Below are 14,427 nucleotides of genomic sequence, written 5' to 3'. Positions count from 1 at the left end.
CGGCCCTCCCGGTTAGGCCGGGATGAGACGGATCAGAAGCTTGCCTTGGCCTTGACCCAGAAGGTCCGCCCCGGCTCGTTGACCCGCACCGTCTGGATGTAGCCGTCGCCGGCCAGCGATGGCGTGCTCGCCCTGCTGATGTGCTCGGCGTAGGTCTTGTCCAGCAGGTTATCGACGCCGACGCTGAGCAGGGCGTCCGTCCACGGCCGCCAGCCGAGGTTGGCCGACAGGGTGGCAAAGCCGTCCGACTTGCCGATGTCGACACCGACGATGTTGCCCCAGCCGATGTCGACGCGGTTCTGCTCGGCCACCGCCCGCACCAGCACGCCGCCGACGAACGCCCCGTCATCATACTTGACGCCGAAGGTCGCCTCCAGCGGCGCGATCTGCGGCAGCGGCTTGTCCTCGTCACGATTGCTTGCCCGCACATAGGCCGCCGTCGCCTGCACCGACCAGGCCTTGGAGAGCTGGTAGCCGAGGTCCGCCTCGCCGCCCCAGCTCGATGCATCGACGTTCTTGCCCGACATGCTGGAGAGCAGGATGTAGTCGTCGGTCCGCGAGGCGAACAGCGCCAGCGAGCCTGTCCACGGGCCGTTGTCCAGCAGTACGCCGGCATCCAGCTGCGTCACCTTTTCCGACTTCAGCGTGAACAGCTTGTTGCGCTCCCAGTAGTCCGGCGCCCGCTGGGTGTGGCCGATGCTGACGTAGCCGGTGATGCCGGTGCCGATCGTGCTCTCGTAGCGCAGGAACAGGTTGTGCAGATGGTCGGTGTCGGCCAGCGGCGTCGCCAGATTGGTCTTGCGCGCCTTGACGATGTTGAGGCGATAGCCGCCCACCAGCCGGCTGTCGGCGCCGAGTTCACGGGTCGCCTCGGCGAACAGGCCGGTGGTCTTGATCAGCATGTCCTTGACGCGCGCCTTGTCCTGGTAGTCGACGCCGGCGTTGTATTCCGCCGCGCTCAGCGCGCGGTCGCGGTGGCGGTCGTGGTTGTAGTCGGCGCCGATGACCAGCGATGTCTGCTCGCCGAACGCCAGTTTCGCACGGGTGCGCAGGCCGGAGCTGGTGCGGTCGGGATTGCTCAGCGCCGCCATCATGCCGCCGGTCCAGCTGCGCAGCGTGAAGCGGTCCATCACGTGGTCGACATAGTCATGGTAGGCGTTGAGCGACAGCTCGGTGAGGAACGGCGCGATGTCGGTGCGGCTGACGTTCAGCCGGTAGGACTGGCGGTCGAACTTCGAGCCGTCCATCATGCGATCGGCATAGGCGGCTTCCGCCTCGCTGAAGTCGCCCGAGACCTCGACGGTGGTCTTGTCGTCGGGCGTCCAGCCGGCGATCAGCGTGCCGCTCTTGCGGTCGTAGCGCGAATGCACGTCGCGGCCGTCGCCATCCTCATAGTCGCCGCTGTGGGAGCGGCTGCCGATGGCGCGCACATAGCCCCAGCTATCGCCGGCGGCGACGTCGACCAGCTGGTCGTTGCGGTGCCAGGAGCCCACCAGGCCGCTGACGGTCGCCCGGGCGCCGGCGCTGGTGAAACGCTCGGTAGTGCGGTCGATCAGGACGGTGGCGCCCGGCGCGCTGCCGCCGTGGATCACCGATTGCGGCCCCTTGAGTACCGTGATCTTGTCGAAGGATTCCGGGAAGACATAGGCGGTCGGCGGGTCCATGCGCATGCCGCAGCCGCCCAGCATCGGCGAGCCGTCGATCAGCACGTTGAGGCGCGAGCCGCTCTGGCCACGGAACACCGGGTCGCCGTCGATGCCGCCCTTGCGGATCACCGAGAAGCCGGGGATCGCCTTGAGATAGCCGGCGCCATCGTTGGGCGGCACCGGCTGGCGCGGGTTCTTCGGGTCGGTCTCGACCACCAGCGGGCTCATCATGGCGTCGGCGGTGACGATGATCGGCTTCAGCATACCGGCGTCGGCCGCCTTGTCGGCGGCGTCATCGGCATGGGCGGTGGCGGGGGTCAGCAGGGGCGCGAGGGTGGCAAGCAGGGTGCCGGCCAGCAGGCCGGACTTGATACGGGTGGTCATGATCGTCTCCGAACGGTCCGGCCCGGACATGCGGGCGGCACCGGATAAGGTCAGGCGGCCACGGCACGCGGCGCGCGCACTGGCCGGCAATGCCCGGGGTCAGGCCCCGGACGTCAGGGTTCTAGAGACGATAGACGGGTGGGCCGCGCACTGGCGGCGGGGGCGCGGCAAGGCCCTGTCCGACGCGGGCGCCGGGGGTCTCGCGGGCATCGTGCAGGGCCGGGGCCAGCAGTGGCAGCGGGGTGACGGTGCCCACCACCGGCAGTACCGGCGCCAGCAGGCCGGCAAAGGCGCAGGGCGCGTCATGCTTGGTGGGGGCAGCGGGCGCCGGGGTGTCGGCGCGGATGTCGCCATTGGCGTCCAGTACCACCGTGACCGGTCCGTTGCCGGAGCACAGTACCACCGACCAGCCGCCATCCCGAGCCGCGGGCGCGACCATGAAGCCGGCGGGGATCAGCGTGCGCAGCATGATCGCGCACGCCACCAGCAGCAGCGCGAGCGCACTGCCGTTCATGCCGGATGGATGGCGGCTTACTGTCATGCGCCACGCCCTATCACGCGGTCCCGACGGCGTCATGCGAAAAGCTGTCGCAGCGGCGGGGTACTGGCGGGCGGGGGCCAGCCAGGGCGGCGGCGGAGGATCGCACCATCAACCTTGTGTTCACCGTTGGGTGTTGATATAGCCCGCGCAGCCTGGCCTTCGGGCGTATCGTCCGGGCCGCAGTAGCTCAGTTGGTAGAGCAACGCATTCGTAATGCGTGGGTCGGGGGTTCGAGTCCCTCCTGCGGCACCACGGACACTCGCGACAAGCGACGGGCGGCGGCTTATCCCCCCGGTTCCATGGCATCCGACCGCTCAGGAGGCGGGGCATCAAAACAGCCTGACGGTACACGACGTTGGCACATTGCCATAATGGCGATGTGTGGCATCGTGTATTTTCAATGTGTTGGGCGCCTTCGTCGAGGCCTGCCGGAGCCGCGCCAGCCCCCCCTTCTCATGGTTCTTCCGCGACCAGGGCGGGAAATCAACGCCGTATTGTCTCCCCGGGGTAAGGCCGTGTAAGCAGGTGGCCGGGGCAGCGGCCGGCGGGCGGGCGCGGCCCGTGACCGGAACGGACACCTTCGCCGCATGTGCATGGTCGCCAAGATCGACGAGACGCTGCCGCTGCTGCGCAAGCAGGTCGACGCCCGGCGCGAGCTGGCGGCCAAGGGGCTGTCGTCCAAGCTGCTGCTGTGGCAGCTGGAGGAGCAACTGGTGGAACGCCAGCGCAACCGCAACATCCAGCAGCAGACAGCGGCCCGGGCGCGCGCCGCCATCGCCAATCTCGACATGCAGCTGGCCGAGTTGCGCCAGAGCTTCGCCAAGGAGGCGGTGGCCAGGAAAATCCCCGTCACTCTGGCGGAGGCGGAAGACAACGCCAGCCTGCGCGCCGAGGAGCTGCGCAAGAGCGAGACCCGGCGCGGCCTGCAGCAGCTGCGCGCGCCGGTCGATGGCACGGTGCAGCAGCTGGGCGTCCACACGCTTGGCGGCGTGGTGCAGCCGGCCCAGGCGCTGATGGTGATCGTGCCCGAGCAGGGCGACCTCATCGTCGAGGCGCAGCTGCTCAACAAGGATCGCGGCTTCGTGCGCGAGGGCCAGCGGGTGCGGGTGAAGTTCGAGGCCTTCCCGTTCACCGATTATGGCCTGATCGAGGGTCGGGTCGAGCACATCAGTCGTGACGCGGTTCCAGGCGATGGCAGGACGGAGCAGGGCAGCCCCGCGAGCGATGCGTCCCGGCGGGAGCCGTCGCGCGGGCTGGTCTATACCGCGCGCATCCGGCTGGATGACACGGTGATGCGGGTGGGGCGCGAGGTCATCCCGCTGGGGCCCGGCATGGCGGTGCAGGCGGAGATCCGGACCGGCACCCGGCGGATCATCCAGTATCTGCTGTCGCCGATCATGAAGACGGTCGAAGAGGCGGGGAGGGAGCGGTGATCATGGGAATTAGAATCCCACAGAGTATAGTAAATTTGTTGAATTATCGAATTGTGAGAAGGTTAATTAAGTATTCCGCATATATTGGTGTTTTTTTATTTCATTATTATGCATTCGAAACCAGGAGTCATTCTTATTATAAAATACCAAAAGAAAATGAAGCTTTCATCATGAGTGGTATTCTTATTAAAAAAAAATCACTTAATAATTGGCGTGAGGGAAAGATAGTATTATCGTCAAGTGGAAAAAAATATTATTTTGGATGCTATCCAAACGACAGGCATTACTCAGAATGTCTTGATAAGGCTGATTTTAATAAAATAGTTGGAAAGCGCGTTACATTTAAATATTTTATTTATGATAATGCAAAAAGAAACAAAAATTATATACTTTCTATAAATCAAGGAAGTGTCGTATATTACAGATATGAAATAGCAGTAAAGAGGCTTTATTTTAAGAGGCAGTATGACAGGGAGCAGCGCATTGTTGTTCCGCTCTCGATTTTCTCAGTGATTATGGCGCATTTTCTATATCTTAGAAAATGGCTATCGGCTTGAATCTTCGTGAAATATTGGAGACTGTGTTGTGGTCATAAAGGCTGGCGATCTTGTTGATTCTGCGGCGCAATTTTGGTCCTCTGGGCTGAGCCTTGCCAGCCTGGTGAATCATGTTAACGACGGATTCGAAAATTACGATATAGTAGATTGTGTCGACAAAGATTTCCGGGGACAGTATACCTATTTTGACAGTTACCGCCCACTCTGACAGGGTGGCCATGGCCAGACTTGCGCGCATCGTCCTGCCCGATGTTCCCTGCCATGTCACCCAGCGTGGCAACCGCCGCCGGCCAGTATTTTTTCAACGACGACGACTGTGAGCTTTACCTCGGTCTGCTGGCCGACGCGTCCCGTGGGGACAGGGCCGCCGCGATCAACCACGTTTTCCGAGGCCTCTGGCTGATATGGCGACTCCGATGGGGCGCCACGGCCGGAGCCAGTCGCCGGGCTTCTGCTCGTCCGGACAGTGATCGATGGCACATATTGTAAATAATATTTACAATATGTGCCATCGTCGCTATCGCTGCTGTGGAGCAGCGGGAGCACTTCGGCATGACCAACATCCTCATTGTCTTCTATTCGCGTGACGGGATGACCGAGGCGCTGGCCAGCGCCGTCGCCGAGGGTGCGGCAGCGAGCGGTGGCACGGTCCGGCTGCGCCGGGCCCGCGAGCTGGTCGGCGAGAACGTGATGGCGCTGGTGCCGGGCTGGCGCGAGAACGCCGCGCGCATGAACGCCGCTTACGAGGCGCCGAGCGCCGAGGACGCCCAATGGGCGGACGCGATCGTGCTGGGTACGCCGTCGCGCTTCGGTCTGGTCAGCGCGGAACTGAAGGCCTGGCTCGACAGCCTCGGCGGCCTGTGGGCGCGTGGCCAGCTCGCCGGCAAGGTTGGTTCGGCGTTCGCCGCTTCCGCCTCGGCCCATGGCGGCAACGAGATGGCGAGCTTCACCCTGTTCGCCCCGATGGCGCATTTCGGCATGGTGATCGTGCCGCCGGGTTTCGCCGACCCGGCGATGTTCATGGCCGGCACCCCCTATGGCGCCAGCGGCGTGACCGGCGGCAAGCATGGCGGCCTGCCGAACGAACAGGAACTGGCGTCCGCGCGTTTCCAGGGCCGGCATGTCACCAACGTCGCGCGCAAGCTTGCGGCGGCGTGACGGACACGCGCCGACGGTCCGGCGGCGCTCAGGCCCCGGATCGGCGGTCGGCGACCTGGCTCCGCAGGGCGCGCTTGTCGATCTTGCCGGCGGCGGTGAGCGGCAAGGGATCGGCGCGAAAATCGATGCTGCGGGCGATCTTGAACCCCGAGAGACTCGCGCGACAGAAATCGATCAGCGCCGTTTCCGTCACGTTCGCACCGTCGCGCAGCCGGACGATGGCGTGCACGGTCTCGCCCCAGCGCGTGCAGGGAATACCGATCACCGCGCACTCCAGCACCGCCGGATGCTGGATGATCACCCGCTCGACCTCGGCGGCATAGACGTTCTCGCCGCCGCTGACGATCATGTCCTTGATACGGTCGACGATGAACAGGAAGCCGTCGGCGTCGAGGTAGCCGGCGTCACCGGTATGCAGCCAGCCACCCCGGAAGGCGCTGGCGGTTTCTTCCGGCCGGTTCCAGTATCCCGGTGACACCGCCGGACCGCGCACGCAGATCTCGCCGGTCTCCCCGCGCGCGCATTCCTGCCCGTCGGGCCGGACGATCCTGATATCGGTCAGTGGCAGCGGCCGACCCGCCGAGCGCAGGCGCGACGCGCAGGCGGGATCGGCCGAGTGCCACCGGGCCGCCAGCACGCTGATGGTGGGGCCACCCTCGGTCTGGCCGTAGATCTGATAAAGCCGCACCCCCGGCAGGTGGTCGAGTGTTGCCCGCAAGGTGCGCGGGGAAATCGGCGAGCCGCCATAGGTCAGCATGCGCAGGCTCGACAGGTCATGGTCGGCCAAGTGCGCGTCCGCCAGCAGCATGTCGATCATCGCCGGCACCAGCGCGAGATTGGTCACCCCTTCCCGCGCGATCACCGCCAGCGTCGCTTCCGGCGTGAAACGCTCCAGGATGGTGAGATCGCAGGCGAGCACGGCGGTGATGATGGCGTTGAGCGCCGCCACCATGTGAAACATTGGCGCCACCACCAGCAGCCGCTCGTCGTCCCGCGCCGACACCGCGTGCGCCCACTGCAAGGCGTTGAGCACCAGCCGGTCGCCGGTGAGGATGACCCCCTTGGCCCGCCCGGTGGTACCGCCGGTGTAATAGATGGCGACCGGTGTGTTACCGGTGCCGGCCGGCGCCATCGGTTCAGCCGCCGCCATGCGGGTATCGAGGCGGACATCGCCATCATGCCCCCCTTCGCCAAGCGTCCAGAGGGGTACACCGGCCTGGACGGCGGCGAGGCGGGCGACTTCAATAAACGGCGCGGCGGCGATCAGCAGCACCGGCGCGGCGTCCTCCAGCTGTTCGACCAGCTCGTTGACGGCCAGCCGGGAATTGAGCGGCACGAACACCCCGCCGGCGCACTCAGCCGCGAACGGCATCAGCATGTAGGTGATGCCGTTGGGCGCGATGAACGCCACCCGCGCGCCGTCGTGCACGCCGGCATCGTGCAGCACCCGCGCCATCCGTCCGGCGCGCCCGCAGGCCTCGCGCCAGCTCAGAGTCTCTCCCCCGCCGCTGATGGCGGGCGCGTCCCCACGCAGGCGCGCCGCCCGTTCAAGCTGGGTCCACAGCGTATGCATGATCGTCTCCCCAATGACGAACGTCTTGACGCATTCCCTGAATTATTGTCAAGTCACTTTACATTTAATGCGACCTCGGCCATGATCGTCGCCATAACAAAAAGGGGTTGGACGCGTGCTCGAAAGCACCCGCGATTTTCTGTCGGGCCATTATCTTGACCTGAAGTTCGTGCATCTGACGGCGGTGATGGTGTGGGTGTGGAGCACGTCGGTCGCCTATGCCTTCTACCTGGTGCCGGTGTTCAAGGCCTGGCGCCGGCATCCCGAGGATGCCGAGATTTTGCGCATGCGCAACTGGGTGATGGAGCGCTTCGATCAGGGCGCGATCTACGAACATGTGTCGCTGCCGATCATTCTGATCACCGGGCCGCTGCTCTACTGGGTCGGTGGCTTCACCGCCGACACCGGCTGGCTGATGCTCAAGCTGCTGATCGTGGTGGGCATCTTCCTGCCCATCGAGATCGCCGATTATCATCTGGCGCATCTGGGCCGCGCGAAGTGGCGCTTCCGCAAGACCGCCGACTGGCAGGGCTATGAACGCGCTGTGCACTGGCACTGGTGGTTCCTGCTGATCACCAGCCCGCTGGTGGTGGTGTTCGCGGTGTTCGTGCTGTTCCTCGCCATCACCAAGCCGTTCTGAGCGACCGCCGTTCCAGGGGAGGAAATATCGCGATGTCCGAGCATGATCCGGAAATCACCACGGCAACAAGCGGCACCGGCGAGACGAGCGTCCGCCTGCCGTTCAGCGGCAGCCCGGCGCGCTATCGGCGCATCGCCCTGTGGGGCAGCCTTGGCCTGCATCTCTATCTGTTCGTCGGCTACTGGGCGATCCGCACCTTTCTGGTCGGCGAGCCCTGGCCGGCCAGCTGGGTGACCCCGGCGCTCACCGTGGCCTCCAGTCTGTGGTTCGCCCATTTCGCCTACCGCTACATCATGCGGCTGGACGCGCAATACGGCAGCGGCGGCGGCTGGGTGCTGCACTCGACCCGGGTCAAGCTGCCGTGGGAAGCGGCGCACGAACGATAAGGCGCCACCCACGCTGACGCCACACACCATCGGGAGGACAGACCGTGACCGACGCCGCCCCCTTCAACCTGCGCGACCCCGACTGCTTCGCCACCGGCCATCCGCACGCCGCCTATGACCGGCTGCGCCAGGAGGCCCCGGTCTGCCGTGTCGAGGGCGACGGCGCCCAGCCGCCGTTCTGGCTGCTGACCCGCCATGAGGACATCCGCGCCGTGTCGCAGGACCGCAACCGCTTCAGCTCGGCCTCGGGTTTTCGCATCCAGACGCCGTGGCGCGCGGCGATGGCGCCGGAGATCGGCCAGGTGCTGCGCCGCTTCATGCTGGCGATGGACGAGCCGGAACATGGCGACTTCCGCGCGCTGGTGAGTTCCAGCTTCATGCCCGGCGCGCTGGCCCGGCTGGAGCCCGTCATTCGCGCCAACGCCGCGGCGCTGGTCGCCAGCCTGCGCGGGCGGGACGAGTGCGAGTTCGTCAGCGAGATCGGCGCCAGCGTGCCGATCAAGACCGTCTGCGCGGTGATGGGCGTGCCGGCGCAAGACGAATGGCGGGTATTCGAGTTCACCAACGCGGTGTTCGGCACCGATGATCCCGATTACGCGCCATCGCTGGAGGTCGCCAACGAACGCTACCTCGCCATCTTCGATTATGGCTGGTCGCTCTTGGAACAGCGCCGCCGCGACCCGCGCGACGACCTGCTGACCCGCATCGCCACCGCCCGTCTCGGCGATGGCCGGGCGCTCGACCGCACCGAGCAGATCAGCTTCTTCTCCAACATGATCGCCGCCGGCAACGAGACCACCCGCAGCTCGCTATCCGGCGCGATCTGGGCGCTGGCCCATCACCCCGACCTGCGCCGCCAGCTGGTCGCCAACCCCGGCCTCATCCCCAACGCCGTGCAGGAGTTGCTACGCTGGTTCGGCCCGGTGTTCCACATGGCCCGCACGGCGTTGTGCGACGTCGAGGTGGACGGCCGGACCGTCGCCGCCGGCGAGCAGGTGGCCCTGCTGTACGGCGCCGCCAACCACGATCCGGCGATGTTCGCCGATCCGCACCGGCTGGATATCCATCGCGCCAACGCCAATCGCCACATCAGCTTCGGCTATGGCGTGCACCATTGCCTGGGCGGGCGGCTGGCGGTGATGCAGTTGGCGATCCTGCTGGAGACGTTTCTCACCGCCTTCCCCGATTATGAACTGACGGCGGAGCCGGACTATATCCGCTCCAATTTCGTCGGGGCGATGAAACGGCTGCCGATCCGCCTCAACGCGCCCGGCACGGCGCGGGCGGCGTGACCCGTCCGGCGGGAGGCCGGGCGGTGATGTCAAGTTGATTGACAGGTCGTCGGTGCGACCTACAGTGTCGGCCGCCGGCCGTTTGACGAGGGAGAGAAAGTCATGGCCACACAGACGGATATTCGCCCGATTCTCGGTGTGCATCACGCCGCCTACCGCTGCCGCGACGCCGCGCAGACCATCTGGTTCTACAGCGATGTGCTGGGGCTGGTGGACAAGACCGGCATCGTGCTGGAGGACGTGCCGGGCACCGGCGCACACGACCCCTATCTCCACCTCTTTTTCCGCATGAACAATGGCGAATACCTGGCCTTTTTCGACGCGCCGGGCTCGGCGACGCCCGAATGGTTCAAGCGCAAGGAAAGCTTCGACATGCACTGGGCGTTCGAGGTCGCCAGCGAGGAAGACCTGCTGGCGATGCAGGCGCGCATCAACAGCTTCGGCATCAGCGCGCTGGGGCCGGTCGATCATCATTTCGTCAAGTCGATCTACATGTACGACCCCAACGGCATCCAGGTCGAACTGACCTATCGCACCCGGGATCACGACGCGATTCTCGCCGACGCCACGGCGAAATTCGACGGCATGCTCGCCGAGTGGACCGCGCGGACGCGCCCGATGAAGGAAGCCAAGTTCGGCGCCGCCGCACTCGACCAGCGCGGCCGGCACGCCGGCGCCGCGAAATAAGAACAGCAAAGAAGAAATCAGGGAGGATCACCAATGTCGGCCAAATATGAACGCATCCCCTATCTGGTGCTGTTCAACGAAGCCAGCGCCTTCAAGGACACCTATGGCGGCGAGATCGGCAAGGTGGCGGTGGAGGCGCATCTGCTGAAACCCGCCACGCCGTCGGACAGCGTGGTGATTTTCTCCCACCCCATCGGCGGCGGTGCCTATCTGCCGCTGGTGGGCGCCATCGCCCGTGCCGGCGTTCACACCATCTATTGCAACACCCGCTATCGCGGCAACGACACCGCCCTGATCATGGAGCGGGCAGTGATGGACCTCGCCGCCTGCGTGCGCGATGCCAAGGAGCGGCTGTGCTACAAGAAGGTCTATCTCGCCGGCTGGTCGGGCGGCGGCGCGCTGTCGCTGTTCTATCAGGCCCAGGCGCAGGACCCGCGTGTCACCCAGACACCGGCTGGTGACGCCTACGACCTGAACGCCGCCAACTTCATTCCCGCCGACGGTCTGATGCTGCTGGCCGCCCACCTGTCGCGCAACCTGACGCTGACCGAATGGCTGGACCCGTCGATCACCGACGAGAGCCGGCCGTTCGAGCGCGATCCGGCATGGAACATCTTCGACCCCGCCGGACCGAAGCCGCCGTTCTCGGCGGATTTCCTCGCCGAATACCGCGCCCGGCAGATCGCCCGCAACCGCCGCATCACCGCCTGGGTGAAAGAGCAGCTGGCCGATCTCAAGGCGCGCGGGCTCGACAATCACGAGCGCTGCTTCACCGTGCAGGGGACGATGGCGGACCCGCGCTGGGTCGACCCGGCGGTCGATGCCAACGATCGCAAGCCCAACTGGTGCATGCTGGGCGACCCGTTCGTCGTCAACGACGGCCCGGTGGGTCTCGCCCGCTTCTCCACCCTGCGCAGCTGGCTGTCGCAATGGTCCTACGACGATTCCAACGCCGATGGCCTGAAGTGTGCCGCGCGTATTTCCGGCCCGATGCTGGTGATCGAGAACAGCGCCGACGATGCCTGCACGCCCAGCCACGCCGCCCGCCTGATGGCCGCCGCCAGCGGCTGCACCATCGAGCATCACGTGGTGAAGGGCGCCAACCATTATTATTTCGGCCAGCCCGAACTGGTGCAGCAGGCGGCCGATGTGGTGACGCGCTGGGTCGCCGCGCGCGGATGACGGCGCCGCTGGCCGAGGAGGCGGCGCTGGCATCGGCCATCGCCGAGGCGGCCGTCGCGGCCGGGCATGCGGGCGCGCGCGTCAGCGGCCTGAAGCGGCTGTCGGGTGGCGCCAGCAAGGAGAGCTGGGCCTTCGATCTGGCCCACGCCGATGGCAGCCTGACCCCGCTGGTGCTGCGCCGGCAGCCGCCGGCGCTGCGCTTCGCCCGCAACGGGCTCGACAGTCTGCTCGCCGAGGCCGCCGTGCTGCGCGCGGTGGCGCCGTGCGGCATTCCGGTGCCACAGGTGGCGTTCGAGCTGCCGCCGGGCTCGCCGGCCGGCGAGGGCTACGCCATGGCCCGCATCGCCGGCGAGACGGTCGGCACGCGCATCCTGAAAGACGCCGCGCTGGCCGAGGCACGACCACTGCTGGCCCGCCAGTGTGGCGGGATTCTGGCCCGTCTTCACGCCATGCCGGCCGACCGGCTGCCGCCGCTGCCCGCCGTTGCACCAGCAGAGGCGCTGGCACAGATGGCCCGGCGGCTGGAAGCCACCGGCCAGGCGCGGCCGGTGTTCGAGTTCGCGCTGACCTGGCTGCGCCGGCACCTGCCGATGGACGGGCCATTGACGCTGGTGCACGGGGATTTCCGCAACGGCAATCTGGTCGTCGGGCCGGAGGGTGTGCGCGCGGTGCTGGACTGGGAACTGGCCCATGTCGGCGCGCCGCTGTCCGATCTCGGCTGGCTGTGCGTGACCAGCTGGCGCTTTCAGGCACCCGCCTTGCCGGTGGGCGGCTTCGGCATCCGCGAGGACTTGCTGGCGGGTTATCGCGAGGCGGGTGGCGGCGCGGTGGACCCGGTGGCCCTCCATGCGTGGGAGGTGTTCCAGACGCTGAACTGGGGCCTGATGTGCGCCGGCGTCGGCGCCACCTTCATGAACGGCGTGCGCACGGTGGAAGGCGCGTTGATCGCCCGCCGCGCCTCGGAAACCGAGTTTGATCTGCTGCGGCTGCTGCTGCCCGACCATGAGGCATGGAATGCAAGATGATCCCGAGGCCAGACTGATCCTCGTCGAGGTGCGTGACGCGCTCTATGCCGGCGTTCCCGCCGGGTTCCAGCAGCGCGTCGCCGGCAATGCGGTGGCGCTGGCGCTGCGCGAGGACACCCTGGCGGCCGGCTTCGCGGCGGGCGAGGCCACCCGACTGCGCGCCCTGCTCGGCCGCGACGCGCCGCTGGCCGCGCTCAATCAGGCGCTGGCGGCGGGCCTGCGCGATGGTTCGGTCGCCGCCGACGACCCCATAGTGCAGCACCATCTGATCCGCACCACCGTCGAGAAGATGCGGGTCGATCAGCCGCAATATCCCGCGTTCCGGCAATGGTGGGCCGACACGCCCACCGACGCCGGCTGAGAAGGGCAGACATGTCATGCAACTGACCCAGGGCATCCACCGCGCCGCGCGGATCAACCCGCGCGGCATCGCCACCATCGACGGGGCGCGACAGCGCACCTGGGCCGACGTCGCCGACGATATCGCCCGCACCGCCGCCTGGCTGACCGCGCAGGGGGTTGAGGCCGGCGACCGGGTGGCGGTGCTGGCCGCCAACAGCGACCATTATTTCGACGCCTATTTCGCCATCTTCTGGTCCGGCGGGGTGATCGTGCCGCTCAACACCCGGCTGTCGGTGCCGGAGCTGCTGTTCCAGATCCGCGACGTTGACGCCCGGCTGCTGCTGGTGGGCGACGGCTTTGCCGAGCAGGCGGTGGCGCTCAAGGCGGAATGCCCGACGCTCACCATCGCGGCGTTCGACGAGGCGGGCGGCGACTTCCGCCGGCAGGTCCGGGCGCTGGCGCCGGCACCCGACGCTGGGCGGTCGGACGGCGACCTTGCGGGGATTTTCTTCACCGGCGGCACCACCGGCCTGCCCAAGGGCGTGATGCTGACCCAGCGCAACCTGGTGTCGGTCGCCTGCAACCTGGTGATGATGATCCACTTCACGCCCGACTGCATCAACCTGCACTGCGCGCCGATGTTCCATCTCGCCGATATCGGCCTGTTCACCGTGACCATGGTGGCCGGTACCCACGTTTTCATGCCCAGGCTGGACGCGGCGTCGATCATGGAACATGTGGCGCGTCACCGGGTGACGCACGCCTTTTCGGTGCCGGCGGTGATCGACGCCATGACCCGCGCCGACCTTGCCGCCCATGACCTGTCGTCGCTGCGGATGCTGGGCTATGGCGGATCGCCGATGCCGGCGGCCACCATCGAGCGGGCCCGGCAGCGGCTGCCGGACGTCGCCTTCATCCAGGGCTTCGGCATGACCGAGATGCCCTCGCTCACCTTCCTGCTGCCGGAACAGCACCGCCCCGAGGGCGGCTTCGGCAAGCTGCGCTCGGCCGGCGTGCCGGGCTATGGCTTCGAGGTCATGGTGGTGGACCCGCAGGGCCGCGAGGTGCCGCGCGGCCAGATCGGCGAGATCGTCGGCCGGGGGCCGTGCGTGATGGCCGGCTACTGGAACCGTCCCGCCGAGACGGCGGACGCGCTGCGTGGCGGCTGGATGCACTCGCAGGACGCCGGCTACATGGACGAGGACGGCTTCATCTACGTCACCGACCGGCTGAAGGACATGATCGTCTCGGGGGCGGAAAACATCTACTCGATCGAGGTTGAGAACGCCTTGAGCCTGCATCCGGACGTGCGGGAGTGCGCTGTCATCGGCGTCCCCGACGAGCGCTGGGGAGAGCGGGTGCATGCCATTGTCGTCACCGTGCCGGGCGCGTCGCCGGACGAGGCCACGCTGCGGGCGCACCTGGAACCCCGGCTGGCCCGCTACAAATGCCCCAAGAGCTGGGAGTTCCGCGCCGAGCCGCTGCCGCGCAGCCCGATCGGCAAGGTGCTCAAGGCGGAGCTGCGCAAACCCTACTGGGCCGGCGCGTCAAGTGCTGTCTGCACCTGAGCCAGCGGCGCCG

14 protein-coding genes and 1 tRNA gene are annotated in these 14,427 nt (G+C 66.7%); 12 read left to right on the top strand and 3 right to left on the bottom strand.

The window, feature by feature from the left end; genetic code table 11:
• Positions 1-32 precede the first annotated feature (32 nt).
• Positions 33-2,030, bottom strand: a complete 1,998-nt coding sequence (locus tag ABU113_RS07355) for a TonB-dependent copper receptor (protein WP_454558854.1) — start codon at positions 2,028-2,030, stop codon at positions 33-35.
• A gap of 121 nt (positions 2,031-2,151) precedes the next feature.
• Complete coding sequence (locus tag ABU113_RS07350) at positions 2,152-2,571, bottom strand: DUF2946 family protein (protein ID WP_454558853.1); 420 nt, start codon at positions 2,569-2,571, stop codon at positions 2,152-2,154.
• A 176-nt stretch (positions 2,572-2,747) separates the two neighbouring features.
• Here ABU113_RS07350 and ABU113_RS07345 point away from each other — a divergent pair.
• From ABU113_RS07345 to wrbA, 4 genes are all read left to right on the top strand, one after another.
• A tRNA-Thr gene (locus ABU113_RS07345) sits at positions 2,748-2,823 on the top strand.
• Positions 2,824-3,158: 335 nt separating this feature from the next.
• The gene (locus ABU113_RS07340; RefSeq protein WP_454558852.1) at positions 3,159-4,004 is read left to right on the top strand and encodes an HlyD family type I secretion periplasmic adaptor subunit; all 846 of its coding nucleotides are present in this window, start codon (positions 3,159-3,161) and stop codon (positions 4,002-4,004) included.
• Positions 4,005-4,174: 170 nt separating this feature from the next.
• Positions 4,175-4,561, top strand: a complete 387-nt coding sequence (locus ABU113_RS07335) for a hypothetical protein (RefSeq protein WP_454558851.1) — start codon at positions 4,175-4,177, stop codon at positions 4,559-4,561.
• A 552-nt stretch (positions 4,562-5,113) separates the two neighbouring features.
• The gene (gene wrbA / locus ABU113_RS07330) at positions 5,114-5,719 is read left to right on the top strand and encodes an NAD(P)H:quinone oxidoreductase (RefSeq protein ID WP_454558850.1); all 606 of its coding nucleotides are present in this window, start codon (positions 5,114-5,116) and stop codon (positions 5,717-5,719) included.
• 28 nt (positions 5,720-5,747) lie between these two features.
• On the opposite strand, the gene ABU113_RS07325 is transcribed toward wrbA, so the two are convergent.
• Positions 5,748-7,292 carry a class I adenylate-forming enzyme family protein gene (locus ABU113_RS07325; protein ID WP_454558849.1) on the bottom strand — a complete coding sequence of 515 codons (1,545 nt, stop codon included), beginning with the start codon at positions 7,290-7,292 and terminating at the stop codon, positions 5,748-5,750.
• A gap of 115 nt (positions 7,293-7,407) precedes the next feature.
• Here ABU113_RS07325 and ABU113_RS07320 point away from each other — a divergent pair, with 115 nt between their 5' ends.
• From ABU113_RS07320 to ABU113_RS07285, 8 genes are all read left to right on the top strand, one after another.
• On the top strand, positions 7,408-7,932 hold the full coding sequence (locus tag ABU113_RS07320) for a hypothetical protein (RefSeq protein ID WP_454558848.1): 525 nt from the start codon (positions 7,408-7,410) through the stop codon (positions 7,930-7,932).
• Positions 7,933-7,964: 32 nt separating this feature from the next.
• On the top strand, positions 7,965-8,318 hold the full coding sequence (locus ABU113_RS07315) for a hypothetical protein (protein WP_454558847.1): 354 nt from the start codon (positions 7,965-7,967) through the stop codon (positions 8,316-8,318).
• A 44-nt stretch (positions 8,319-8,362) separates the two neighbouring features.
• Complete coding sequence (locus ABU113_RS07310; protein ID WP_454558846.1) at positions 8,363-9,610, top strand: cytochrome P450; 1,248 nt, start codon at positions 8,363-8,365, stop codon at positions 9,608-9,610.
• 102 nt (positions 9,611-9,712) lie between these two features.
• Positions 9,713-10,297, top strand: coding sequence for a VOC family protein (locus tag ABU113_RS07305; RefSeq protein WP_454558845.1), 585 nt, complete (start codon positions 9,713-9,715; stop codon positions 10,295-10,297).
• A gap of 33 nt (positions 10,298-10,330) precedes the next feature.
• Complete coding sequence (locus ABU113_RS07300; protein WP_454558844.1) at positions 10,331-11,479, top strand: alpha/beta hydrolase; 1,149 nt, start codon at positions 10,331-10,333, stop codon at positions 11,477-11,479.
• Complete coding sequence (locus ABU113_RS07295) at positions 11,476-12,504, top strand: phosphotransferase family protein (protein ID WP_454558843.1); 1,029 nt, start codon at positions 11,476-11,478, stop codon at positions 12,502-12,504. The genes ABU113_RS07300 and ABU113_RS07295 overlap by 4 nt, the downstream gene beginning before the upstream one ends.
• Positions 12,494-12,865, top strand: coding sequence for a DUF6285 domain-containing protein (locus ABU113_RS07290; protein WP_454558842.1), 372 nt, complete (start codon positions 12,494-12,496; stop codon positions 12,863-12,865). Before ABU113_RS07295 ends, ABU113_RS07290 begins: the two co-directional genes overlap by 11 nt.
• A 16-nt stretch (positions 12,866-12,881) precedes the next feature.
• The gene (locus tag ABU113_RS07285) at positions 12,882-14,414 is read left to right on the top strand and encodes an acyl-CoA synthetase (protein WP_454558841.1); all 1,533 of its coding nucleotides are present in this window, start codon (positions 12,882-12,884) and stop codon (positions 14,412-14,414) included.
• The last annotated feature ends 13 nt before the right edge of the window (positions 14,415-14,427 follow it).

It is taken from the genome of Parapedomonas caeni, from assembly GCF_041060555.1.
Taxonomy (GTDB): Bacteria; Pseudomonadota; Alphaproteobacteria; order Sphingomonadales; family Sphingomonadaceae; genus CAUJIW01.
This window is presented reverse-complemented; position numbering and strand designations above follow the sequence as displayed.

Coding starts and splice junctions, on each gene's coding strand:
- ABU113_RS07355 (WP_454558854.1), bottom strand. CDS start 2,030: ATGACCACCCGTATCAAGTCCGGCCTGCTGGCCGGCACCCTGCTTGCC.
- ABU113_RS07350 (WP_454558853.1), bottom strand. CDS start 2,571: ATGACAGTAAGCCGCCATCCATCCGGCATGAACGGCAGTGCGCTCGCG.
- ABU113_RS07340 (WP_454558852.1), top strand. CDS start 3,159: ATGTGCATGGTCGCCAAGATCGACGAGACGCTGCCGCTGCTGCGCAAG.
- ABU113_RS07335 (WP_454558851.1), top strand. CDS start 4,175: ATGAGTGGTATTCTTATTAAAAAAAAATCACTTAATAATTGGCGTGAG.
- wrbA (WP_454558850.1), top strand. CDS start 5,114: ATGACCAACATCCTCATTGTCTTCTATTCGCGTGACGGGATGACCGAG.
- ABU113_RS07325 (WP_454558849.1), bottom strand. CDS start 7,292: ATGCATACGCTGTGGACCCAGCTTGAACGGGCGGCGCGCCTGCGTGGG.
- ABU113_RS07315 (WP_454558847.1), top strand. CDS start 7,965: ATGTCCGAGCATGATCCGGAAATCACCACGGCAACAAGCGGCACCGGC.
- ABU113_RS07305 (WP_454558845.1), top strand. CDS start 9,713: ATGGCCACACAGACGGATATTCGCCCGATTCTCGGTGTGCATCACGCC.
- ABU113_RS07300 (WP_454558844.1), top strand. CDS start 10,331: ATGTCGGCCAAATATGAACGCATCCCCTATCTGGTGCTGTTCAACGAA.
- ABU113_RS07295 (WP_454558843.1), top strand. CDS start 11,476: ATGACGGCGCCGCTGGCCGAGGAGGCGGCGCTGGCATCGGCCATCGCC.
- ABU113_RS07290 (WP_454558842.1), top strand. CDS start 12,494: ATGCAAGATGATCCCGAGGCCAGACTGATCCTCGTCGAGGTGCGTGAC.
- ABU113_RS07285 (WP_454558841.1), top strand. CDS start 12,882: ATGCAACTGACCCAGGGCATCCACCGCGCCGCGCGGATCAACCCGCGC.